Annotated in this window: 25 protein-coding genes and 1 tRNA gene; 10 read left to right on the top strand and 16 right to left on the bottom strand. The window is 38.5% G+C overall.

Features of this window, described 5'->3' with window-relative positions; all coding sequences use genetic code 11:
* Positions 1-13: 13 nt before the first annotated feature.
* Together EWU22_RS03965 and EWU22_RS03960 are read right to left on the bottom strand one after the other, a co-directional pair.
* Positions 14-646, bottom strand: a complete 633-nt coding sequence (locus EWU22_RS03965; protein WP_130924508.1) for a carotenoid biosynthesis protein — start codon at positions 644-646, stop codon at positions 14-16.
* Between the two features lie 24 nt (positions 647-670).
* A complete protein-coding gene (locus tag EWU22_RS03960) occupies positions 671-1,291 on the bottom strand; it encodes an NYN domain-containing protein (protein WP_109322066.1) in 621 nt (206 codons plus the stop codon).
* A 168-nt stretch (positions 1,292-1,459) separates the two neighbouring features.
* Between EWU22_RS03960 and EWU22_RS03955 the strand changes: the two genes are divergently transcribed.
* Positions 1,460-2,815, top strand: a complete 1,356-nt coding sequence (locus tag EWU22_RS03955; protein ID WP_130924507.1) for an alpha/beta hydrolase family protein — start codon at positions 1,460-1,462, stop codon at positions 2,813-2,815.
* 252 nt (positions 2,816-3,067) lie between these two features.
* On the opposite strand, the gene EWU22_RS03950 is transcribed toward EWU22_RS03955, so the two are convergent.
* From EWU22_RS03950 to EWU22_RS03920, 7 genes are all read right to left on the bottom strand, one after another.
* Positions 3,068-3,141: transfer RNA gene (locus tag EWU22_RS03950), tRNA-His, on the bottom strand.
* A 93-nt stretch (positions 3,142-3,234) separates the two neighbouring features.
* On the bottom strand, positions 3,235-3,846 hold the full coding sequence (locus EWU22_RS03945; RefSeq protein ID WP_109322064.1) for a superoxide dismutase: 612 nt from the start codon (positions 3,844-3,846) through the stop codon (positions 3,235-3,237).
* Positions 3,847-3,941: 95 nt separating this feature from the next.
* Positions 3,942-4,382, bottom strand: coding sequence for a nucleoside deaminase (locus EWU22_RS03940; RefSeq protein ID WP_109322063.1), 441 nt, complete (start codon positions 4,380-4,382; stop codon positions 3,942-3,944).
* Positions 4,382-5,467, bottom strand: coding sequence for a chorismate synthase (aroC, locus tag EWU22_RS03935; protein WP_130924505.1), 1,086 nt, complete (start codon positions 5,465-5,467; stop codon positions 4,382-4,384). The genes EWU22_RS03940 and aroC overlap by 1 nt, the downstream gene beginning before the upstream one ends.
* A 6-nt stretch (positions 5,468-5,473) precedes the next feature.
* Positions 5,474-6,895, bottom strand: coding sequence for a BatD family protein (locus EWU22_RS03930; protein ID WP_130924504.1), 1,422 nt, complete (start codon positions 6,893-6,895; stop codon positions 5,474-5,476).
* Between the two features lie 43 nt (positions 6,896-6,938).
* Positions 6,939-7,685 (bottom strand): transporter, encoded by a 747-nt coding sequence (locus tag EWU22_RS03925; protein ID WP_130924503.1) that lies wholly within the window; start codon positions 7,683-7,685, stop codon positions 6,939-6,941.
* Positions 7,686-7,722: 37 nt separating this feature from the next.
* On the bottom strand, positions 7,723-8,568 hold the full coding sequence (locus EWU22_RS03920) for a hypothetical protein (RefSeq protein WP_109322059.1): 846 nt from the start codon (positions 8,566-8,568) through the stop codon (positions 7,723-7,725).
* A 232-nt stretch (positions 8,569-8,800) separates the two neighbouring features.
* On the opposite strand from EWU22_RS03920, the gene EWU22_RS03915 reads away from it, so the two are divergent.
* Entirely contained in the window at positions 8,801-9,628 is an 828-nt protein-coding gene (locus EWU22_RS03915) for a phytanoyl-CoA dioxygenase family protein (protein ID WP_109322058.1), read from the top strand.
* Positions 9,629-9,660: 32 nt separating this feature from the next.
* Here the strand turns inward: EWU22_RS03915 and ruvX are convergent, their stop codons facing one another.
* Both ruvX and EWU22_RS03905 read right to left on the bottom strand, forming a co-directional pair.
* The gene (gene ruvX, locus EWU22_RS03910) at positions 9,661-10,071 is read right to left on the bottom strand and encodes a Holliday junction resolvase RuvX (RefSeq protein WP_130924502.1); all 411 of its coding nucleotides are present in this window, start codon (positions 10,069-10,071) and stop codon (positions 9,661-9,663) included.
* Between the two features lie 24 nt (positions 10,072-10,095).
* Positions 10,096-10,641: a YcxB family protein gene (locus EWU22_RS03905; protein WP_109322056.1), complete on the bottom strand. Its 546-nt coding sequence runs from the start codon at positions 10,639-10,641 to the stop codon at positions 10,096-10,098.
* Positions 10,642-10,737: 96 nt separating this feature from the next.
* Between EWU22_RS03905 and EWU22_RS03900 the strand changes: the two genes are divergently transcribed.
* Positions 10,738-11,241 carry a phosphoribosyltransferase family protein gene (locus tag EWU22_RS03900; RefSeq protein ID WP_130924501.1) on the top strand — a complete coding sequence of 168 codons (504 nt, stop codon included), beginning with the start codon at positions 10,738-10,740 and terminating at the stop codon, positions 11,239-11,241.
* On the opposite strand, the gene EWU22_RS03895 is transcribed toward EWU22_RS03900, so the two are convergent.
* From EWU22_RS03895 to EWU22_RS03885, 3 genes are read right to left on the bottom strand one after another with little or no spacing between them, the layout of a single operon-like run.
* Positions 11,238-11,996 (bottom strand): shikimate dehydrogenase family protein, encoded by a 759-nt coding sequence (locus EWU22_RS03895; RefSeq protein WP_130924500.1) that lies wholly within the window; start codon positions 11,994-11,996, stop codon positions 11,238-11,240. The genes EWU22_RS03900 and EWU22_RS03895 overlap by 4 nt on opposite strands.
* A gap of 1 nt (position 11,997) precedes the next feature.
* The gene (locus EWU22_RS03890; RefSeq protein ID WP_130924499.1) at positions 11,998-12,636 is read right to left on the bottom strand and encodes a VTT domain-containing protein; all 639 of its coding nucleotides are present in this window, start codon (positions 12,634-12,636) and stop codon (positions 11,998-12,000) included.
* A 50-nt stretch (positions 12,637-12,686) separates the two neighbouring features.
* Positions 12,687-13,448 carry a phosphosulfolactate synthase gene (locus tag EWU22_RS03885; protein WP_109322053.1) on the bottom strand — a complete coding sequence of 254 codons (762 nt, stop codon included), beginning with the start codon at positions 13,446-13,448 and terminating at the stop codon, positions 12,687-12,689.
* Between the two features lie 155 nt (positions 13,449-13,603).
* Between EWU22_RS03885 and EWU22_RS03880 the strand changes: the two genes are divergently transcribed.
* Both EWU22_RS03880 and EWU22_RS03875 read left to right on the top strand, forming a co-directional pair.
* Complete coding sequence (locus EWU22_RS03880; protein ID WP_130924498.1) at positions 13,604-14,026, top strand: DUF2147 domain-containing protein; 423 nt, start codon at positions 13,604-13,606, stop codon at positions 14,024-14,026.
* 30 nt (positions 14,027-14,056) lie between these two features.
* Positions 14,057-14,506: a PaaI family thioesterase gene (locus EWU22_RS03875; RefSeq protein ID WP_109322051.1), complete on the top strand. Its 450-nt coding sequence runs from the start codon at positions 14,057-14,059 to the stop codon at positions 14,504-14,506.
* On the opposite strand, the gene feoB is transcribed toward EWU22_RS03875, so the two are convergent.
* Together feoB and EWU22_RS03865 are read right to left on the bottom strand one after the other, a co-directional pair.
* The gene (feoB, locus tag EWU22_RS03870) at positions 14,507-16,633 is read right to left on the bottom strand and encodes a ferrous iron transport protein B (protein ID WP_231962701.1); all 2,127 of its coding nucleotides are present in this window, start codon (positions 16,631-16,633) and stop codon (positions 14,507-14,509) included.
* An 8-nt stretch (positions 16,634-16,641) separates the two neighbouring features.
* Entirely contained in the window at positions 16,642-16,872 is a 231-nt protein-coding gene (locus tag EWU22_RS03865) for a FeoA family protein (protein ID WP_109322050.1), read from the bottom strand.
* A gap of 185 nt (positions 16,873-17,057) precedes the next feature.
* Here EWU22_RS03865 and EWU22_RS03860 point away from each other — a divergent pair, with 185 nt between their 5' ends.
* From EWU22_RS03860 to ccsA (EWU22_RS03840), 5 genes are read left to right on the top strand one after another with little or no spacing between them, the layout of a single operon-like run.
* Positions 17,058-17,723 carry a heme exporter protein CcmB gene (locus EWU22_RS03860; protein WP_109322049.1) on the top strand — a complete coding sequence of 222 codons (666 nt, stop codon included), beginning with the start codon at positions 17,058-17,060 and terminating at the stop codon, positions 17,721-17,723.
* Positions 17,711-18,391: a cytochrome c biogenesis protein CcsA gene (ccsA, locus tag EWU22_RS03855; protein WP_109322048.1), complete on the top strand. Its 681-nt coding sequence runs from the start codon at positions 17,711-17,713 to the stop codon at positions 18,389-18,391. Before EWU22_RS03860 ends, ccsA (EWU22_RS03855) begins: the two co-directional genes overlap by 13 nt.
* Positions 18,388-18,597: a CcmD family protein gene (locus EWU22_RS03850; protein WP_130924497.1), complete on the top strand. Its 210-nt coding sequence runs from the start codon at positions 18,388-18,390 to the stop codon at positions 18,595-18,597. The genes ccsA (EWU22_RS03855) and EWU22_RS03850 overlap by 4 nt, the downstream gene beginning before the upstream one ends.
* Positions 18,598-18,601: 4 nt before the next feature.
* On the top strand, positions 18,602-19,051 hold the full coding sequence (locus tag EWU22_RS03845; protein WP_130924496.1) for a cytochrome c maturation protein CcmE domain-containing protein: 450 nt from the start codon (positions 18,602-18,604) through the stop codon (positions 19,049-19,051).
* On the top strand, positions 19,048-21,600 hold the full coding sequence (gene ccsA, locus EWU22_RS03840) for a cytochrome c biogenesis protein CcsA (RefSeq protein ID WP_130924495.1): 2,553 nt from the start codon (positions 19,048-19,050) through the stop codon (positions 21,598-21,600). The genes EWU22_RS03845 and ccsA (EWU22_RS03840) overlap by 4 nt, the downstream gene beginning before the upstream one ends.

Raw genomic sequence — 21,600 nt, 5'->3', positions numbered from 1 at the left:
TTCATGTGATGGATTATGCTTGTAAAAAAATCCAATGTCCCAAGAAAAACATGAATTGTAAAAGTAGTACCCAACGAAATAAAGAGGATTTACTAGTGAACTCTCCCGATTGAAATACCCAATGAAAAAAGAAACTTACTAGCCACCAAGCTCCAAAATTTTGAATAGGTACTTGCCCACCAGACCATTGCCAAAAATCAAAATGAATGGCCACAGGCTCAATCAATAAATCCAAAGCTGTCATCAATCCTGCTCCTAAAGCCGCGCGTCCTATTTTCCCTCCAACATTCCATTCTTCCACAACCGCACTCGATCCTAATAACAAAATAAGCCAATTAATGCCGATAGTAATGGGTACATCCATGACCTTAAAACCTAAGGTCTCTCCATAATGATACACCCCAAAAATCTTTCCAGTTCTCACCCCTACTACCTCCAAAAACCATGCTGCCACCACAATTCCCCCTAAGGTTAAATAAGCCGACATACTTGGCTTAGGAAAATAAAACAAGCAGATAAAACCTGTAAACCAAAGGGTTAATGGCACCAAGGAAATAAATAATTCCTGAGTAGCAGGCAAATTCATACCCACTAACCCTGCCGCATACAATACAATGAGAAACCTTTTTAAATATACTCCTGACATATCACAATATTCAATATAAAAATACTAAGCCCATTCATCGGGTCTCTCCAAAACAAACCCATCTTCTTTACGAACATGCAAAGGAAATTGATTTTCTACTAATTTTTTTCTTCCTATCATTTGAAATGCTCTAGCAACAGCAACAACAGACTCATTTCTTCTCAAAGGAGGAAAGAAAACCACCACTGATTTATCCAAAAAATGCTCATTAACACCCTGTATGCAGGGAACAAAATCACTATCCCCAGAAACAACAATGGCAATATCGTATTGATCTTGAAACGCGTCCATTAATAAATGAGTTGCCAAATTAACGTCCGTCATTTTCTCATTCGGAATAATCCAGCTATTACCACATTTTCTACAATCTGTAAATTTAGCTTGATAAGAGCCATATATAATATTCACACCAGTGGTTTCCAAGGCCTCCAAATAAGTCGTTTGACGCTTTTGTTTGGGTGGATTATGGGTAATCCTACTCGTAAAATATTTAATCTCAACAAGTTCTTGATTAGAGCGTAAAAAACTACGAATAAGCTTTTCTACATTCAACCACTTACAATTTCTAAAACCGGCATCAATCATTCCAAAATACAAATTGGAACCATCGATGTATGCTTTAACTCGATATTTTTTATCCTTCATGAACTTTTTTCTTCAATGAATTGTATCTTTGTGCAAGAACTTCTCCAAAGATAGCATCTTTGGAATGATGCCCCACCCAGGTGGGGCATTTACTTTTTCTGTGCTATCCTGCCACATAGATAATTAAACCAAATTATTGATTAATATCGTTGAATAAATTATTTAACGATGAAGTACTATTTATCCATTACCCTCTTTGTTTCTTCTCTTCTTCCCTTTGGAAGTTGGGCTCAAATAGCTAGAACCGCTGAACAAGATAGTATTTTAGCTGAACGAAATCGAAAAACTCAGGCTGACTACCAACAAATGTTGGAGCAACTTAACATCCAAAGCATTCGACCGGGTGTCAATGGAAGTAATCCCCAAGCTCCTAATGCCGCCAATTATGATGAATCAAAAGCCAATATTTACCCTAACATTCCAACCCTTTTACAATTAAATAACGGCAAAAAAGTGGATTCCAAAAGAGCTTGGAACTACCATCGGAAACCTGAGATTGTAGAAGATTTTGAAAGAGAAATTTATGGACGTATCCCGGATAACATCCCTCCCATTTCCTGGAAAATTATTTCAACAGAAAATAAAATGATGGCCGGGTTTCCGGTTGAAGTTCAAAAATTAGTAGGTACAGTCGACAATAAACGATTCCCTTCCATCTCTGTCCAAATGGAAGTGACCATTGGTTTTAGAAAAGACATCAAAAAAGCCATGCCCGCTATGATGGAACTAGCCTGGGTGTTTCCTCCAGGAATGAATCGACCTACAGCACCAGCCAATGAAATCCCTTGGACAGAACAAGTCATTGCTAAAGGCTGGGCATTTATTCAATTAAACCCAACCACAGTACAAGCTGATCACGGAGCTGGGCTTAAATCAGGTATTATTGGATTGATGAATCGAGGAGAATATAGAAAAGCTGATGATTGGGGATCTCTACGAGCCTGGGCTTGGGGAGCAAGTAAAGTGTTGGATTACCTAGAAACCATGCCTCAAATCAAATATACCCATGTAGGCATAACGGGACATTCTCGGTATGGTAAAGCCGCTGCCGTAGCTATGGCATTTGATTCGCGCTTTGCCATCGGATATATCTGTTCATCAGGAGCAGGTGGTCTAAAATTGTATCGAAGAAATTATGGAGAATTAATCGAAAACGTAGCCGCAAAAAATGAATACCATTGGATGGCAGGGAATTTTCTAAAATATGCAGGTCCTCTTCAATGGAATGATTTACCTATTGATGCACATGAATTAATTGCACTTTGTGCACCTAGGCCCATATATATTGGTGTGGGTGGTAATGGCGACAGCTGGGCAGATCCTTATGGGATGTATTTAGCAGGCAAAGAAGCTAGCCCAGTTTATGAATTACTAGGCAAAAAAGGCTTGGTTTCAGACAGCGCCCCTCGGATCAATGAAGCTAAAACCCAAGGTGAAATTGCTTTTCGTATGCATGACAAGGGCCATGTAACTGGCCCCAATTGGCCGAACTTCATTGAATTTGCATCGAAATACTTGAAGTAAATTGTAAATTATAAATTGTAAATGGTGATTGGATGTCGTGCCATTCTTAATTCGTATTCCAAATATCTAACAAAAATGAGGTTTATTCCTATGAAAGATTGGAACGAAGCGACAGTCGGAAAGAGAATTGTTAATGGTGATTTGATGTGGTGCCATTCTTAATTCTACATTCCTAATTCTACATTCTACATTAATTTATTTGGAAAAATATAGCAACAAAAAAAGTCCCAGTAAGAATACTGAGACTTTTTGGGCGGATGATGGGATTCGAACCCACTACCCCTGGTACCACAAACCAGTGCTCTAACCGAGTGAGCTACAACCGCCATTTGGGATTGCAAAAATACACAAATCAAGGTACATCGCAAATCCGAAGTGAAAAAAAATGGGGATAAAACCGAAATTTTATCCCCTAGCATTTATTTCTGAGCTGCTAAATATCTTTTTTCAGCTGCATTCCAATCGATTACATTCCAAAATGCATCCACGTAATCTGGGCGCTTATTTTGAAATTTCAAATAATACGCATGCTCCCAAACGTCTAAACCAATCACTGGGAAGCCTTTTACATCAGCAACATCCATCAATGGATTATCTTGATTTGGTGTTGAAGATACAGCAACAGAGCCATCTTTTTGAGCTACTAACCATGCCCAACCTGATCCAAAACGAGTAATTCCTGCTTTTTTGAATTCTTCTTTGAAGGCATCAAATGAACCAAATTTAGCATCAATAGCTTTTGCCAATGTTCCTACTGGAGCACCACCACCGTTAGGTGATAAAATATTCCAAAACAAATCGTGGTTATAATGTCCACCTCCATTGTTACGAATCGCAGGGCTTAAGCTTGAAATGTGGCTAAATAACTCCTCTAAAGATTTTCCTTCAGATGGGCTACCAGCTACAGCAGCATTCAAATTGGTCACGTAAGCATTGTGGTGACGGTCATGGTGGATTTCCATGGTTAATGCATCAAAATGCGGTTCTAAAGCATTGTTTGCATAAGGTAGGGGTGCTAGTTCAAAAGCCATAATATAGGTTTTATTAATATGTAAATGTTATCTAAAATTTTAATCCTAATTAGATAGGATGCATAGGTCTTAAACAAGTAAACCTACATTTCGGTTCAACGACGCATCGAAAAAAACTCTTTTAGTAAGGATTCAGACTCTTCAGCCCTTACTCCTCCAAGAATATCTGTTTTAGGATGCAAGACCGACTGCCCAACTCGCTCAAAGCCACGTTTTTCTTCTTTTGCCCCATAAACTAATCTTCCCAGTTGCGACCAATAAAGTGCACCTGCACACATGAGGCAAGGCTCTAATGTCACATACATAGTGCAATCTTTCAAATATTTAGCACCAATGGTTTGAGCAGCAGAGGTAATCGCAATCATTTCCGCATGTGCTGTCACATCCGTTAAAACTTCAGTTTGATTGTAAGCTTTGGCTACAATTCTACCTTGACAAACCACTACTGCACCTACTGGAATCTCTTCTTCTTCCAAGGCTTTTTGAGCTTGCATTAATGCCAAGCCCATGTAATATTCATCTTCCTGACTAAACATTAAGATGGCATTTGAATCACCCGATTTCTCAAGTAAAAATCTAAAATGACGATGGCAGCCATGGCTTCCACAATAGGTACTGCTCTAGGTACAACACATGGGTCATGACGACCTTTACCTGAAACTGTAATCTTGTCGCCCTTCTCATTGATACTATCTTGGTCTTGCATGATAGTAGCTACTGGCTTAAATCCAACTCGGAAATAAATAGGTTCACCATTGGATATTCCACCTTGTATTCCTCCCGAATGATTGGTCAAAGTACGCACTGTACCATCTGCTTCTTTCACAATAACATCATTGTGTTCCGAACCTTTCTTTTCTACCCCATCAAAACCACTACCGTATTCAAAACCTTTAACGGCATTAATACTTAACATGGCTTTGCCTAATTCAGCATGTAATTTATCAAATACGGGTTCGCCTAAACCCACAGGGCAACCTGTGATATATGCTGAAACAACTCCTCCAACGGAATCTCCTTGCTTACGTATATCATCAATGTATTGAAACATTTGATCCGCTAAAACTGGATCTGGACAACGAACAGCATTGGATTCAGTCAAACTCAAGTCCAATTGCTCTACTGGGGTACTAAGCTTCAAAGTACCTACTTGAGAAACATATGCCGTTATTTTTACCCCCAATTGAGACAAGACCAATTTAGCTAATGCTCCTGCAGCTACTCGGGCTACTGTTTCCCTAGCAGAACTACGACCACCTCCACGATAATCCCTTAAACCATATTTAGCAAAATAGGTGTAATCCGCATGCGAAGGTCTAAATTGATCAGCAATATGTGAATAATCTTTAGATCGCTGGTCGCCATTCCATACTAACATGGCAATGGGAGTCCCTGTCGTTTTGCCTTCAAACACACCAGAAACAACCTCGATACTATCCGCCTCTTTTCTTTGGGTAGTTATTCTGGATTGGCCAGGCTTTCTTCTGTCTAATTCCGACTGAATAAATTCTAAATCAAATGAAATTCCAGCAGGACAACCTTGAACCACGACACCAACTGCCGCACCATGAGACTCCCCGAAGGTACTAATCTGAAATATTTTCCCGTAAATACTCCCCATATCACTTTATTTTTTTGTTTTCCAAACCAGGAAAACCAAGACTACAAAAATTGAAAAAATGGTCAAATTGGCTAATTGTCTCCAATTTACCCACCTGTTCCACACGACTTCGTCTGAATTTAAGTTTTCGATTCCACGGTATAAGCCATCCATTTCTCTACTTGTATTAAGTCGTGAATCCGATGGTTGCCCTTGAATCTCTACATCGATCTTAGATCTCAACGTATCAAACTTTTCTGTACGTGTGTTAAAATAAATCCAGTAAAAATACTGCTTTAATGCAAATTTACCCGGTTGTTTAGGAATAATCTGTATAATTTCTGTTTTATTCCCCAACATTTTATCCATAGATGGATACACTGAACTTTGAGTAGACAGTCGATTAAAATCAATAAAATAATCTGACTCTAGTCCTTTGGAATCCCATAATATGCCGTTCCCATCTCCGATGACACTGGAACTATACAATAATTGCTCTCCCGTTTTAGCTTTAATTTTGGAAATAGATTCCTTCAATTCATAAATCCCCACAGGGACTTTACTTGCCAGCGGATGATTGGGCAATGACCTTGGTTGAATCAATAACGCAGGCGATTTGAACACAATGGGTACAGATTTTGCATCTACGCCCACTTTTTCTTTTTTCAATATCTGTAAACTGAGCGATGGAATTTGAATAGGTCGATTATTCAGGGCAAAATAGGTAGCTTGAAAAAACCGATATTCGGTATATTTCTTTTGATTAACTTCTACTTGAGAAACTTTTTCTACTTGCAAGCCAAAACTCTCTTCCCAACAATTCCTCGGTCTTAATTGCTGAATTAACTTAGGTATTTGAATATCATTTCTGTCAAATTCCAGCTCTTGCGTATTATTTTCTGGAACAAATAAAGAAAACTTTAACGTAAATCCTTGCCCTACAAAAGGTCGAACATGACTACTTGAAACCAATAAAAAAGGCTGGTTGGCTTTGGCCAAAACCTCATCTGAAATGGAAACTTCATTGGGATTGATGTCTGTGGAATTACCATTACTTGGACTAACAGATATATAAAAAGGGTCAAACTTTTGAGATTGCTGATTGACCATAACCTCCTCTGAAGGTATATAAAATTGGCCTACTCCAAGTGCTTGATAATGTTGCGAATAGATGATTCTTTGTTCTATTTGTCCATTCAAATAATTAGAAGACTTCCCTCTACTGATCCCCAGCTTTTGAAAATTAGCTAATTCTGGAAATTTATAAATAACAGATTCCGAAGTGGTTCCATTGGTAGGCACGGTAATAGATATCACAAAGGTTTCATCCTGAGTGATGTTCTTTGACCCGATTTGAATAGAAAAATCAACTTTGTTTTGAGCTAACAAAGTTTGGAACCCTAAAATAAAATAAAGAAATAAGCCCCAAAAGGCATTCCGTGAATTCATTCCGGCAATTTAAGCAATTGTCCTAAGCTCTAAAGGCTAGTTCCTAAAAAACTTTGAAACGAAATGATAATCCCAATGCGGCATACCAAGTATTTTCAATCTGCAGACTTTTGCCAGCGGAAATATCTAATTTGATATCATCGTTGATGTAATAAGCCAGACCACCATCTACCCATTGATCCGTTTGACTGGAAGACGGCATCCTGCCAAAAACTTCCACGTAGGCATATCCTCGCTTTCCAATATTCATATTAGGAGCAAAACGGTAAATAGCCTCCACGGTACCATTGCTGTGAACTTCCGCACCTACATTATATCCTAATCCAAAACCCTTTGGAAAATCATGCTGAATGGTAAAGACAAAATCCCCGACCGAGTGTCGCTCATTATTTCGCTCACTTTCATCCCTCTTTTGGTCGTTAACCCGGTAATGCGCAATTAAGGAAACACGAGCAAAAGATTTTTCAGGAAATAAAATGGCATATTTAAAACCTACGGCATCCGACTGGTAGGTAGATCGCCCTCCTTCTTGTCCCCAGACCGAAGTATAACGTGCTTCCCATCGTTTACCTAATCCAATTTTCATTAGGGATGTTGGATAGGTTAAAGTCATCTCGCCCGATTCAATCTGTCGATTAAAACCCCATTCCATTTGAATATAGCCCTTTTTAACAATAAAAGGGCATTCGGTTTGATCTGGACGGTCCGTCTCTATTCGACCTTCTTGCTGGGCAAAAAGGGAAAAACTGGACAGAAAAAATAAGATATAGATGTATTTAGCTCGCAACATAATGCGAGTTTACAAATTTTTAGGTTAAACTAAAAATTTATTTAGCCTTTCCTATAGAAAAACCTAGGGCTCCATAAAATTCGCCAAACCAAATGGTCTGAGAAGCATGATCGACTGACCTCCCTGTGGTATGAACTTCCCACAAATTAGTATAGCCTCCTTTGAACATGGCTTCAAAAAATAAGAGCTTCGTTAAGTTCAATCTCAAACCAGATTTGGCAGAAGCTCCTGCTCCAGCTAAATTCCAAAAATTGTTTGTTCCGACGGTAAACAAGCGAACATCTGATCTAGGCACCACCACACCAACACCTAATCCGTTCACCCAATCCAATTGAAAATTAGATTTTTCTTTCTTCCAAATTGGATGGTAATTCTCAATTTCAACGGCTGCATAATTGTAGCCGTCGGTATGTTCATATTGCAAAAAATCTTTTGATTGAATCACAAAGGGACTATTGGTATAATTACCCACATAAGCTGGATTAACAGGGATCTGAGGGCTTGAGACCAAAGGATCGATGTGACCTGTAATGTGAGAGGCTTGATCGGGGTTCATCACGTATTTCATGTGGTCCCAACCTAAGCTTATTGACCAGCTATCATTGATAAAGTAGCCTCCATGTAAATTGAACTGAGGAATGGAAAATAAGGAAGGGTTAAAGTACGTTTGAAAACCATCAAAGGGAGTTGGGGCATCACTTGCTTGCACAGCAGCTAGAGTGAAGTCGTAACCTGGACCTTGAAAGCGAATGTCAGAAGTAGGGTAAGCTGATCTATTATAGCCCCAAAAAACAAAGAAAGTTCCTTTCCGATGTAAATAATCGGATTGCGCTGATGCAAAAATTGGGATAAAAAAAAGAAAGAATAGGATGGACTTAGGCATGAACGGAAATATTAAATAATAATAAAATGAGATACGAATTCCTTAGGTGCAAAAAAGAATACAAAGCTGCTATTTTTTCTACAAAGTATGCTTAAAATATCATGATTTTCATCAGAAAATTAGGTTTTAATAATCAAATTTTAGTAACATTGACGTAACTTGCGAGTTCAAATTTAGAATTAGAGTACCAATACTAAGCGAGAAACAAAACGCGCAAAATTGGCCATATAATATGAAAAAATCATCACCAAAGTTTGAATACAAGACATTTACTTTAGGTAGTGAGATAACCCAGGAGCAGAAAGACTACTTTACCAAATTTGGAGTTATTCAGTTTAAGGGTTTCATTACCGATGAAACAGCCGAATTATTTATCCAAGAATTAGCTCAAATAGAGAAAAAATGGCTAGATGATAAGGTGGAGAAAATCAATGGAATTCCATTGAAATTTGGTAAAGATCCACAAGGTAATGACATGATTCAACGGATGTGTTTTACCAATAAATACAGCCCTGTTTTAGGTGAATTCTTGAAAGATCCTCGTTTTCAGTTATTAACTGAATTCTTAGCTCCCTATGAGGGGCGTCTCAGTGAAGATGAAAAAGATGGTTTGGTGTTTAACCACTATGTCAATCAACCCAATTCCAAATTCACTCAAATGGGCTGGCACACAGATAGCCCTAGAGATTTGTTTTTAGGTCAAAAGATTTTACCCATGTTAAACGTAGGAATACATTTGGATAATTGTCCATCTGCTAACGGAGGTTTACGTGTGATTCCTGGAACTCAAAATCAAAGTGTCCTTAAATTATTGTTTGGTAAGAAACAATTCATCGATCACCGTCCAGATCCACGTGAAGTGGCATTCGAAATTGAGCGTGGCGACTTAACTATTCACGATGGCCGTTTGTGGCACCGGGTGGAGGTTTCTCCCAACTATGGAGAGAAATCCCGCAGACGTGTTATGTACGTTCCGATTATCACAGGTAAGTTCAAACCTAAATCAGAAAATAGTAAAACACCATTCTACCATCGCTTTGCGAAAGTAGTTCAGAAATAAACAAAAAGCCCTCTATCGAGGGCTTTTTTATGTCATTTAGATTCCATATACGACTGCAATATGATGGTCGCTGAGACCCGATCCACTGTCGCTTTCACCCGTCGGTCTTTTTTCGACATTCCCCCTGCAATCATAGCCTTCATGGCCATTTGCGAAGTAAATCGTTCATCATGCAAGCGCAAAGGAACAGCAGGAAACTTCTTTTGAATTTGCTTGACTATATTCCTGACAGCTTGAGTAGAATCCGTATCTGTATTATCCAAATTCTTGGGCATACCAATGACCATTTCATCCACCTCTTCCTTAGCCATATAATTAGCTAAAAAAGTTAATAACTGATGAGAAGGAACAGTCTCTAATCCATTCGCAATAATTTGCAAAGGATCAGTCACGGCAATTCCCGTACGCTTTAAGCCATAGTCAATTGCCAGTATTCTTCCCATGTTGGATGATTCCTAAGAATCCTGTTATGACAATAAACCTTTGTCGCGTAAAATCTTATCCAATAATTTACGATCGTTATCACTTGTCAACACATTGAATGGAAGATGAATGAATTGATATTTACCCATCGTAAATACATAAGCATCTTTATCCTTATATGCACTAGTAATCATATCCCACTTGATCATACCTCCCTCTTTATCTGAGATTTTCATGAAAATCTGACGGCTATCAATTTCGTAACGATACTTATCAAACAATTGTTTGTACTGGGCTAGTTGCGTTATTCCTGTAAATTGGATCAACCAAAACAAGACATAACCAATCACACCTACCACGATGAAAATATAAATCCAGTAGTTTTTATAAACGGCTGTAAGGTTTAATGCCACGTTTCCAATAATCAAGGCTAAAGGCAAAAAAGACCATTTCCACTGATTAGAGAAGAGTTGACGCATACACAAGCCGATGTATTTATTCTTTTCAAGAGAAAATTTCTTCGTCTTAATTGCTAAAGGGTTACTGGGAGCTTGCTGAACTCGCTGCTGAGCCCCATACATTTTGGCCATATATCTATTATTTTAATCGCTAAATAAGTCGCAAAGGTACAAAATTTGAATACTTTTTGGTAATTTCAGAGGCTATTTTGAATGAATCCCATTAGCATGAATTCCAAACAAATACTTGACGGTCCAGCTTTACTTCAAAAAATTCGTCGGATTGCCTTTCAAATTTTTGAAAACAATTTTGAAGAAAAAGAAATCATCATTGCTGGTATAGTGGGTGAAGGCTTTTCTTTAGCCCAACTGTTGTGTCAAAATATCTTGGAAATTTCCTCCATCAAGGCCCAAGCTGTAGCTATTCAATTAAATAAGGACGTTCCTTACGAAAGTCCTGTTCAGTTTGATTGTGACAAAAGTATTTTTGAGGATAAGGTCATTATTGTCGTGGATGATGTGCTTAATACAGGAAGAACATTCTCCTATAGTTTGGCCCCATTCTTAAGTATGCACGTGAAAAAAATACAAGTGGCAGTAGTCGTAGACCGTAATTACCGAAAATTTCCCATTTCGGCAGATTATATAGGCTACCAAATGTCGACCACACTATCCGAACATGTGGAAGTCGTTTTATCTGACAAAACTAAATTAGGCGTTTACCTACGTTAGGCATTCCAAATTTCCCAAGCTTTGTCGGCCTGACCATGTAGCATTTCAAGGCCTTCATAAATCCCTCCTACCCCTTGAGCAATCCCTTTCTCTAGAAAAGCCGTACGCAAAGGATTGTAAACTATATCGTATAAATAATGTTGACTAGTCAATAAACTGTAATCGATTGGAGGGAAAGTATCTATTTTAGGATACATGCCCAATGGAGTCGAATTCACGATCAATCCTACTTCATCCATAGCTGCCGCTAAATCTTCATAAGAAATCTGTCCTTCTTCAGGCGTTCTTGATACTTTCCATACTTCCAGTCCTAAGTCTTCTAATGCCGCAATGATCGCTTTCGCTGCTCCTCCTTGTCCTAAAACAACGGCTTTCTTCAATTTAAATTCGGGAAAAGCCTCCCACGTTTCAATGGTTTGACGAAAACCCCAATAGTCGGTATTAAAACCTTTAGTCTTCCCATCCGGGTAAATTTTAATGGTATTGACTGCTCCAATCTTAGCCGCGGCTGGATCAATTTCATCCAACAAGGGCATAATTTGCTGCTTATAAGGAATTGTTACGTTTAAACCTTTCAATACATCTTTTTGTGCTGATTTTAGAGTCAAAAAATCTTCGATTTGAGGAATTTCGAATTGCTCATAACAATGACCTTCAGATAATCCTAAGTTTTCAAACTTCTCCGTAAAGTACTTTTTAGAAAAAGAATGACCTAATGGGTATCCAAGCAAGCCATATAGATGGGAAATAGACATATTACTTCGAAGAGAATTTTTGCTTAAGAATACCCAATAAGATCGGTAAAACCGAAACGCCAACAATACCTAAAACAACTTTTTCAAAGTTGGATTTAACCCATTCATTATCTCCCAAAAAATATCCTGCCAAGGTAATGCTAGTAACCCAAAGACAGGCACCTAGAAAACCAAATAACAAATACACTGAATAGGACATTCGACCGGCACCGGCGACAAAAGGGGCAACGGTACGTACAATAGGCACAAAACGAGCAATAATCACCGTTTTTACCCCATATTTTTCATAAAATTTCTCCGTTTCCTCGAAATGCGAGCGCTTTAAAAACAAGATTTTATCTTTAGAACGCACGTAAGCACTGAAATATTTACCCATAAAATAGTTCACCTGATCTCCACTTAAAGCTGCGAAAATCAACATAGGAATCACAATGGAAATGGATAATTGACCACTTGCTGCGGCAATTAAACCCACTGAAAACAGGAGTGAATCACCTGGCAATAATGGAGTTACAACCAAGCCCGTTTCCATAAATACGATGGCAAAGAGCAAGGCATAAGTCAATGAACCATGTGCTGCGATAAACTCCGTTAAGAAATGCAATGGATCTTTTAAAAGATCTAAGGCTTGCTGTATCATATAGGTTTCAATTAGGTAACATAAAAAACCCCGATACTTCGGGGCTTAACTTATTTGGTTAAGAAATGATCAAAGGTGTCTCCTCGTAGACCTAGTCGGATCGTTTCTAATGAAATCACTTCATTAGGAGCAATATTTCCTACGTTGACATTAGCCCCAACTAATTTCACGAACCATACTTGTTGTGATTTTTGTGGCGCTTCCCAAATGATACTTTCTTCTGGAATTTCTGTTAAAATTTCTTCTACTAAACCTTGACGAACTTCTCCTGATGAACGGAATAGTCCCACATTCCCACCTTCTCTAGCTTCTCCGATTACTTTCCATGCACCTGCTTCCAATTCCATGCGCATCAATTTAATCCACTTATAGGGAGGTATAATTTTTGCCTCATCTTTAGAACCCACTTCAGATAATACAGTCACTTGTTGGGATAATTGACGAATATATTCACATTTCACTTCGGAGTTCATTTCGACAGAACCATCTGAAATCTCCGCATATTCCATGCCATATTGGTCTAATACACGGCGGTACTCATCTACTTCACCACGGATATAAAATGCCTCAAATAAGGTTCCTCCAAAATATACAGGGATACCTGCCGACTTATAAATAGCTAATTTCTCCTTTAAATTTGGAGTTACATAAGAAGTTGCCCAGCCTAATTTTACTAAATCCGTATAACTTCCCGCGACCTCTAAAAAATCTTCAACTTGTCGAAGGCTAAGCCCTTTGTCCATGACCATGGTCAAGCCCTTCTGACGCGGCTTTTCAAATCTTTCAGGTATTTGCGATAAATTATAGTTCATATAGAAACAAGCATTAGGTTATTTGTTGACTTTTATTTTCCTGCTATCCTACAAAAATAAGCATTACATCTGATTGAGCCAAACCTCCTATAATCCAATTCTCATGAAAGCTCAAAAGAAGATATCCTTTTGTATATTTGTAAAAAAAATTAGACATGAAAAACGCGTTTTTACTTTTATTGTTTAGTGGCCTTTTTATCTCCATGAACATGGCAGAACCCCCAAGTGATATCATTTTAGGGGATTGGATTTCCCAAGATAAAGACGGGAAAATAACGGTATATAAACAAGGGGATAAATATTTCGGGAAAATATCTTGGAGTAAAACCCCAGGTAAAAAAGATGTAAAAAATCCAAATGAAGCTCTTAGAAGTCGAGATTTATTAGGAGCTGTTATATTAAAGGATTTCACCTTCACTGGATCCGCTTGGGAAAAAGGAACTATTTATGACCCCCATTCTGGAAAGACCTACGATTGCATACTAAAAGTAAAAAATAATAATAAGACACTCGATATTAGAGGATTTGTGGGGGTAGCTATGTTTGGAAGAACTAGCACTTGGACGCGTCCACAATAATATTTTAACACCGCCTACACATACATCAACATGAAAGCAAACGATAAAGCCATCGCATTTTTGTCCCAATATATTGGTAAAAAAATGGCCCATGAAAATCCGAATCCAATCACTCGTTATTTGGATGGTATTTTAAAATCTGTTTCTGCAGGGTCCATGACCGCCGAATTTGAAGTTAGAGAAGATCAATGTAACCATGCTGGCGTATTGCATGGAGGCGTAATATCTATGCTTTTGGATGAGATGATGGGAACAACGCTCATCACTTGTGATATCGAACATTTATATGTTACGATCAACTTGAGTATTGATTTTCTTTACGGAGCTAAGGCTGGAGAAAAAATTACCGTCGTTTCAGAAGTATTCCGAGTTGGTAAAAAAGTAGCCAATGTAGAAGCTAAAATGTACAATGCAGATGGCAAATTACTAGCCAAAGGTTCTAGCAACCTGGCGGCGACATCCATCCCCTTTAAAATGTAATTAAGATAATATTTGGTAGACCAAGAACGCGGCTAAATAAGCCAAGGTAGTCATATACCCAAATTGGATTAACGGATATTTCCAAGATTTTGTCTCGCGGTAAGTTGTCGCTAAGGTACTCATGCATTGCATCGCAAAGGCATAGAATATCAATAGAGAGAATCCTAAGGCGGCATCGTACATAGGTTTTCCTGTATCAGGATTTATTTCTGCCCGCATACGATTCTTGATGGTCGCATTTTCGTTGTCCACTTCACCTCCCAAGCTATAAATGGTGGACATGGTCCCCACGAAAACTTCACGAGCAGCAAAAGAGGTAATCAAAGCGATCCCAATTTTCCAATCATATCCCAAAGGCTTGATGGCAGGTTCAATTAGTTTACCAAAATGGCCTGCATAAGAATTCTCTAGTTTCTCTGATGCTATTTTGTTACTTAAGTCTACTCCAGTTAAAGTAGGGTTTTTCAATCTCACTTGCTCTTCAATCTTAGCCATACTATCCCCTGGTCCATAACTAGCAAATACCCATAAGACAATGGATATAGCGACAATGATCTTTCCTGCTTCAAAAATAAATGCTCGTACTGAATTGTAAATAGAAATGGCAACGTGCTTGAAACGAGGACCTTTATAAGTCGGCAATTCCATAATAAAATAGCTTCTTTCCTTAGCTCTCAATATTTTTTTCAATACCCAGGCTGAAAGCAAAGCCATAAAAAAACCTAAGAGATACAATCCAAAAAGAGCTACCCCTTGTAAATTAAACACACCAAAAAGCGTATTTTTTTCTGGCACGACCAAAGCAATTAATACCGTATAAATGGGTAATCGAGCAGAGCAAGACATTAATGGGGTTACCAAGATGGTAATCAAACGATCTTTCCAAGATCCAATGGAACGAGTACTCATAATGGCTGGCACGGCACAAGCAATCCCCGAAATCAAGGGTACCACAGATTTACCATTCAATCCAAAGCGTCTCATCATTTTGTCCATGATGAACATCACGCGCGACATATATCCTGTTTCTTCCAACATGGAAATGAAGAAGAATAAAAAGGCAATTTGAGGCACAAATATCAATACACCACCTACACCGGCTATTAGACCGTCAGTCAACAAACCTGTCAAAGGAGAGTCAGGCAATATGCCTTTCAACCAATCATTTAACTGAGCCACACCTCCATCAATCAAATCCATGGGATAGGTTGCCCAAGTAAATACCGCTTGGAACATCACAAATAAGATGGCCAAGAAAATCACATAACCCCAGAAAGAGTGGATAAACACTTTGTCCAATCGGTCTGTCCAGGTTTTTACTGGCTCAGCATCCCATTGACGATTCAAATTGATGACACAGCGCTCTACAACTTCTGAAATCTGCTCATAACGTTTTACTGTTTCGGCTGATTTATATTTCTTCGACTCAAAATGGTGCTTCTCCATCAAATGATCAAAGGACTCGCGCTGCGGTTGATCAAACATTTTCATGCGATCATGTTCCATTAACCATAAAAGAGAACGATATGGATCTGCTTCTCCAAATTGCTTTTGCACATCGTCAATCAATTCATCTGCTACGGGCAAAGGCAAGGCATCGTTGGATGCATAACGATGTTTCAAAGTCTTGATGACAGCTAACTTCAAACCACCTACGCCAATTCCCTTTTTGGCATTGATTTCGGCAACCTCTACATTCAACTCACGAGCCAACTTCAAGGAATTAATCACAAATCCCTGATTTTCAGCTACATCAATCATATTCAAAGCCAAAACCGTCGGAATTCCTAAATCTCGAACTTGAGAAAAGAGCAATAAATTACGTTTTAAATTGGAGGCATCCGCCACCACAATCGCCATATCTGGATAATCAGGATGCTTGGGATTGCCCAAAATATTAATGACTAACTCTTCGTCGATTGATTTGGGATATATACTATAGATACCCGGTAAATCCAGAATTTCAATATTTCTGCCTGGTTCCAATTCCCAAATACCTGTCAACTTATCCATGGTTACCCCTGGGAAGTTTCCTGTTTTTTGGTTCATTCCTGTCAATGTATTGAACAAGGAAGATTTCCCAGCATTTGGATTACCAATAAGCGCTATTCTGGTTACGTTAGCCAATGTTTAATTTATTTTCGTTTGATTTGAATAGTTGCCGCTTCCTCTCTTCTCATGGTTAAAGTATAACCAGAAACTTTCAAAGCAATGGGATCCCCAAAAGGAGCATGATGCGTTAATATCACTTCGGTACCAGGCAAACAGCCCATTTCTAAAAGCTTTAGTGAGAGTATTTCGTCCGTAAACCCTGTTATTTCGCCATGTTCTCCTATCCGTAAATCCGCCAGTGTTAGCATATTCAATCCTCTGTTCTTATTTAGAATAATTCAAAATTAGGCACAAATGTACTAAGTATTTCCGAGCTAAAAAATGATAATTCTTAGTTTTGGATAATTTGATTTTAATTCCCCAAAATACTCTGAGGAATATTCATCAAAGCCAACTTTCTGTCGTAAATTGCAGGTCCTTTACTAATTTGACATTGATAATGCTTCAGGAGATCAAGGTTTTGTTTCAAAAAGAATTACAAATGGAATGGCGACAAAAATATGCCGTTCACGGTTTGTTGCTTTACCTTGCCTCTACCATTTTCGTTTGTTATTTATCCTTTAAAGCCAAGCAAGAATCCATTAATCCTATTACTTGGAATGTCCTATTTTGGATTATCTTGCTCTTTATTGCCATCAATGCTATTGGTAAAAGCTTTACTCAAGAATCATCTCAACGAGGATTATTTTACTATACCTTAGTTAGGCCAGAATCGGTTATTTATTCCAAAATCTTGTATAATTCCGTCTTAATGATCGGTATTTCCTTGGTTGGAATTTTCATGTATTCATGGGTGATGGGAAACCCAGTTGGCAACATGTCACTGTATGTCATTGCCCTGATTTTAGGGTCCATAGGCTTCGCATCTACCTTATCTTTGGTAGGAGGAATTGCTGCACAAGCAGAAAATACGTCAACCTTGATGGCAGTATTAAGCTTCCCCATCATTATTCCTTTATTACTATTCTTGTTAAAACTATCTAAAAGTGCCCTTGATGGTATTTCGATTGCTGAAAACTGGGATGAAATAGCTGTTTTAGCCTCTCTTGACGTAATTGTCGTAGTTTTATCTGGTATACTTTTCCCTTATATATGGAGACATTAAAAAAATATTATTGGAAATGGGCTGGCATCGTTTTGCTAGTTTACACCATGTACATGGGTTTTGCAGGGCAGGTGCCCCGACAAGCCATTTTGAATGAGACGGTTCGGAACCTATACTTCCACGTGACCATGTGGTTTAGCATGATCGCCTTATTAGGTGTATCGGTGTATCATTCCATTCAATACTTGCGCAAATCCGACCCTATGGATGATTTGAAATCCAATGCCTATGTGATAACCGGTTTGGTATTTGCTACCCTAGGTTTATTAACAGGCAGCATTTGGGCCAAATTCACCTGGGGAGATTGGTGGACAAATGACCCCAAACTAAATTCCGTGGCCATCGGCATGCTCATTTATTTAGCTTATGGATTAGTTCGTTCTTCCTTGCCAGATGAACAGCAAAAAGCCAGAATATCATCGGTTTATAATATTTTTGCATTTATCATATTCATGGTACTTATCTGGATTTTACCCCGCATGACAGATTCCTTACATCCAGGAAACGGAGGTAATCCGGGTTTCAATTCCATGGATTTAGATAACCGCATGCGCATGGTATTTTATCCTGCCATTTTAGGCTGGATGTCCTTAGGTTTTTGGTATGCCCAGTTACGCATACGCATTAGAAAAATTGAAGTTTTATTAGAAGAAAAAGAACAAGCATGAAAAAATATATCTTAACCTTATTGCTCAGTTTTACTTGCTTTTTAGGTTTAGCTCAAAGCGAAATTGAAATGGCGGATAAATTCCGCGCTGACGGCAAAATCTATGTGGTCATTGCTGTGGTACTCGTAATTCTTACTGGACTATTCATTTACCTTATTAGTCTCGACAAAAAGGTAAGTGCTCTTGAAAAAGAACTCAAAAAATAAACATATGAAAAAGACGCATATCATTGGTCTGATTCTAATTGCTGTAGCTATTGGAATTATTTTGATTACTACCGGAGATGCCAGTACCTATGTAGGTTTTGATGAGGCTGAGCGTATATCTCAAAATGACCCCAATCAAAAAGTCCATGTAGTAGGTAAATTAAAAAAGGATGCCCAAGGCAAGATTGTCGGCATGCATTTTGATCCTGCCGTGGATGCCAATCGCTTGGAATTCATTGTTCAGGACAGCCTAGGTAGAGAAAATCAAGTGGTGTATGCTGCGCCTAAGCCTCAGGATTTTGAACGCTCAGAAAAAATCGTGTTGGTAGGTAGCATGAAGCAGGATAAGGTTTTCTATTGCGATAAAATTTTATTGAAATGCCCTTCCAAATATCAGGAAGGTAAAATTTCGGCTGATTCAACAGCCACATATGAAGCAAAAAAACAATTATGATACACGAGACAATCGGATCAGTTGGTCACCTATTAGTCATTATATCCTTTGTAACGGCCCTATTGGCAACATTCTCCTATTTCAAAGCCACTCAAACGGCCGACGAACTAGCTGCTAAAGATTGGGTGAAATTAGCCAGAGGTATTTTCATCGTTCACCTGATAGCTGTGATTGGTGTAGCATCTAGCTTATTTGTTATTATATACAATCACTATTTCGAATACCATTACGCCTTCTCCCACTCCTCCAAAGCATTACCCATGGCTTTCATGATTTCATGCTATTGGGAAGGCCAAGAAGGGAGTTTCTTACTATGGATATTCTGGCAAGCCATCCTAGGTGTGATTTTGATGATCAAAAACCCGAAATGGGAAGCACCTGTCATGACCGTTTTTGCCTTGGTTCAAACTTTTTTAACTTCCATGATTTTGGGGGTTATTCTTCCTTACATCGATTTAAAAATTGGTTCATCTCCTTTCTTATTATTGCGTGAAGCACAGCCAGATCTGCCAGTTTGGAGTTTACAGCCTAACTTTATTCCTAAAGACGGGCGAGGACTAAACCCATTATTGCAAAACTATTGGATGGTCATTCACCCTCCTACCTTATTCTTAGGATTTGCGTTAACCTTAGTTCCATTCGCTTATTTAATTGCTGGTCTTTGGAAAAACCAATTAACCGAATGGATAAAGCCTGCTTTACCATGGGCTCTATTTGGAGCTGGAATCCTTGGTATTGGTATTATGATGGGTGCCTATTGGGCCTATGAAACATTGAACTTTGGTGGATATTGGAACTGGGATCCTGTTGAAAATGCCTCTTTTGTTCCATGGCTTGTGCTCATCGGTGCTATCCACACCATGATTGCCTACAAGCATTCCAGCGCTGCCTTAAAGACTTCCATCATCTTGGTGATTGCCACCTTTATTTTGGTCTTATATTCTACTTTCCTAAATCGTTCAGGAATCCTTGGGAATGCTTCTGTTCACTCATTTACGGATTTAGGTCTATCCGGACAGTTGCTTATTTATATGCTAACTTTCTTATTTGTGGCCATATTTTTTGCAGTAAAAAGATGGAAACAATTACCAGTAGATAAAAAAGAATTAGGTATCTACTCACGTGAGTTCTGGATTTTTGTTGGGGCCTCAATTTTGGGATTATCTGCCTTCCAATTAATTTTCACAACCTCCATTCCCGTTTATAATAAAATCGCGGAGGCCTTTGGTATCGTATCTAACATTGCTTTACCTGCTGACCAAGTTGAACACTACAGCAAAATTCAAATTTGGATTTTCTTGGCCATTGCTGCATTAAGTGCAGTTGGGCAATACATTTGGTGGGGGAAATTAAAAGAATCTACTTCTTTTAAACCACTAACCAACTCGGCTTTAGTTGCTACGCTATTTACTGTACTTTTTGTCAACTTAGGCAAGGTTTATACCATTTCATATATCTTATTATTATGGACTAGTTTATTCTCCGTCATTGCCAATTTCAATATCCTGATATTCTTAATTCGTCAGCGATTTAATTTGGTAGGTGGAGCCATGGCCCACGTAGGACTGGCGGTTATGCTTATTGGAATCTTGTTTTCATCTGGTTATTCCAAAGTAGTTTCATTAAACCGCTCTGGTTTTGCTATTTCCAATAAAGTGGAGCAGTTTACCAAAGATGACAACAAAGAAAATAAAGAGAATCTTCCACTATGGTTAGGTCAAGGAGCTCAAATGCAAGATTATTTGGTGACTTATAAAGGCCGAATGATAGAATTGCGCGGTAAGCCTGGTTATTATCCTAGAAAAGATTTTGAAGTAATTGAAGGTGATTTCCATGCAGTAGCATTACGCAATGTGGAAAAAGACGGTCAATTGATTGCTAAAAAAGGGGATACCTTAACAGTAGAACCTGAAAATACCTATTATGAATTAGAATTTAAAAATGCCGAAGGGAAATCTGTTTCTTTATATCCTCGTTGGCAAGTAAATCCTAAAATGGGCACAGCCATTTCTCCGGACGTCAAACATGCTTGGAGCCACGACATCTATACCTATGTTTCGCTAGACCCTCGTTTGGCTGCTGAAGCAGGAGAAGAAAAACAATGGAGCCAAACAGTGAACTCGACGGTGAGTATTGGAGACACTTTATTCCTAAATGATTTTGTGGCTATTTTACAAGATGTATCCCGCGTGAATTCGGTAGAAGATATGACTTTAGGGCCCAATGATGCCGCCGTGAAAGCGCAATTCCAAGTTCTTGGTAAAAATTTCCAACAATTCTCGCTTGCCCCACTTTTCATCATCAAAGGAGGCATGGTAGCCATGCCAGCGTTTGAAAGTGAAGAAACAGGTATCAAAATTAAATTCACAGCCATTAATCCTAAAACTCAACAATTTAGTTTTGCGGTTAATACAACCCAACAAGATTTAATTATTATCAAAGCATTGGAAAAGCCCTACATTAATTTGGTATGGGTAGGTTCTATTTTGATATTTATGGGACTGTTTGTGGCCATGTACCGTAGATTGCAACAACCCAAAGCTGCTTAA

This window comes from Aquirufa nivalisilvae, assembly GCF_004307455.1.
Classification (GTDB): Bacteria; Bacteroidota; Bacteroidia; order Cytophagales; family Spirosomataceae; genus Aquirufa; species Aquirufa nivalisilvae.
Note: the sequence above shows the minus strand (reverse complement) of the source record. Positions and strands in the feature narration are given on the sequence as shown.

Bases quoted from the DNA above. Each gene is read 5' to 3' on its own strand.
- EWU22_RS03915 (WP_109322058.1), top strand. From the start codon at position 8,801: ATGAAAAAATCATCACCAAAGTTTGAATACAAGACATTTACTTTAGGT.
- EWU22_RS03875 (WP_109322051.1), top strand. From the start codon at position 14,057: ATGAAAGCAAACGATAAAGCCATCGCATTTTTGTCCCAATATATTGGT.
- EWU22_RS03895 (WP_130924500.1), bottom strand. From the start codon at position 11,996: ATGTCTATTTCCCATCTATATGGCTTGCTTGGATACCCATTAGGTCAT.
- EWU22_RS03925 (WP_130924503.1), bottom strand. From the start codon at position 7,685: ATGTTGCGAGCTAAATACATCTATATCTTATTTTTTCTGTCCAGTTTT.
- EWU22_RS03890 (WP_130924499.1), bottom strand. From the start codon at position 12,636: ATGATACAGCAAGCCTTAGATCTTTTAAAAGATCCATTGCATTTCTTA.
- EWU22_RS03930 (WP_130924504.1), bottom strand. From the start codon at position 6,895: ATGAATTCACGGAATGCCTTTTGGGGCTTATTTCTTTATTTTATTTTA.
- EWU22_RS03880 (WP_130924498.1), top strand. From the start codon at position 13,604: ATGAAAAACGCGTTTTTACTTTTATTGTTTAGTGGCCTTTTTATCTCC.
- ruvX (WP_130924502.1), bottom strand. From the start codon at position 10,071: ATGGGAAGAATACTGGCAATTGACTATGGCTTAAAGCGTACGGGAATT.
- EWU22_RS03920 (WP_109322059.1), bottom strand. From the start codon at position 8,568: ATGCCTAAGTCCATCCTATTCTTTCTTTTTTTTATCCCAATTTTTGCA.
- ccsA (WP_109322048.1), top strand. From the start codon at position 17,711: ATGGAGACATTAAAAAAATATTATTGGAAATGGGCTGGCATCGTTTTG.
- EWU22_RS03960 (WP_109322066.1), bottom strand. From the start codon at position 1,291: ATGAAGGATAAAAAATATCGAGTTAAAGCATACATCGATGGTTCCAAT.
- EWU22_RS03940 (WP_109322063.1), bottom strand. From the start codon at position 4,382: ATGTTTAGTCAGGAAGATGAATATTACATGGGCTTGGCATTAATGCAA.
- EWU22_RS03900 (WP_130924501.1), top strand. From the start codon at position 10,738: ATGAATTCCAAACAAATACTTGACGGTCCAGCTTTACTTCAAAAAATT.
- EWU22_RS03905 (WP_109322056.1), bottom strand. From the start codon at position 10,641: ATGGCCAAAATGTATGGGGCTCAGCAGCGAGTTCAGCAAGCTCCCAGT.
- EWU22_RS03850 (WP_130924497.1), top strand. From the start codon at position 18,388: ATGAAAAAATATATCTTAACCTTATTGCTCAGTTTTACTTGCTTTTTA.
- EWU22_RS03885 (WP_109322053.1), bottom strand. From the start codon at position 13,448: ATGAACTATAATTTATCGCAAATACCTGAAAGATTTGAAAAGCCGCGT.
- EWU22_RS03945 (WP_109322064.1), bottom strand. From the start codon at position 3,846: ATGGCTTTTGAACTAGCACCCCTACCTTATGCAAACAATGCTTTAGAA.
- EWU22_RS03860 (WP_109322049.1), top strand. From the start codon at position 17,058: ATGCTTCAGGAGATCAAGGTTTTGTTTCAAAAAGAATTACAAATGGAA.
- EWU22_RS03845 (WP_130924496.1), top strand. From the start codon at position 18,602: ATGAAAAAGACGCATATCATTGGTCTGATTCTAATTGCTGTAGCTATT.
- EWU22_RS03965 (WP_130924508.1), bottom strand. From the start codon at position 646: ATGTCAGGAGTATATTTAAAAAGGTTTCTCATTGTATTGTATGCGGCA.
- aroC (WP_130924505.1), bottom strand. From the start codon at position 5,467: ATGGGGAGTATTTACGGGAAAATATTTCAGATTAGTACCTTCGGGGAG.
- EWU22_RS03955 (WP_130924507.1), top strand. From the start codon at position 1,460: ATGAAGTACTATTTATCCATTACCCTCTTTGTTTCTTCTCTTCTTCCC.
- ccsA (WP_130924495.1), top strand. From the start codon at position 19,048: ATGATACACGAGACAATCGGATCAGTTGGTCACCTATTAGTCATTATA.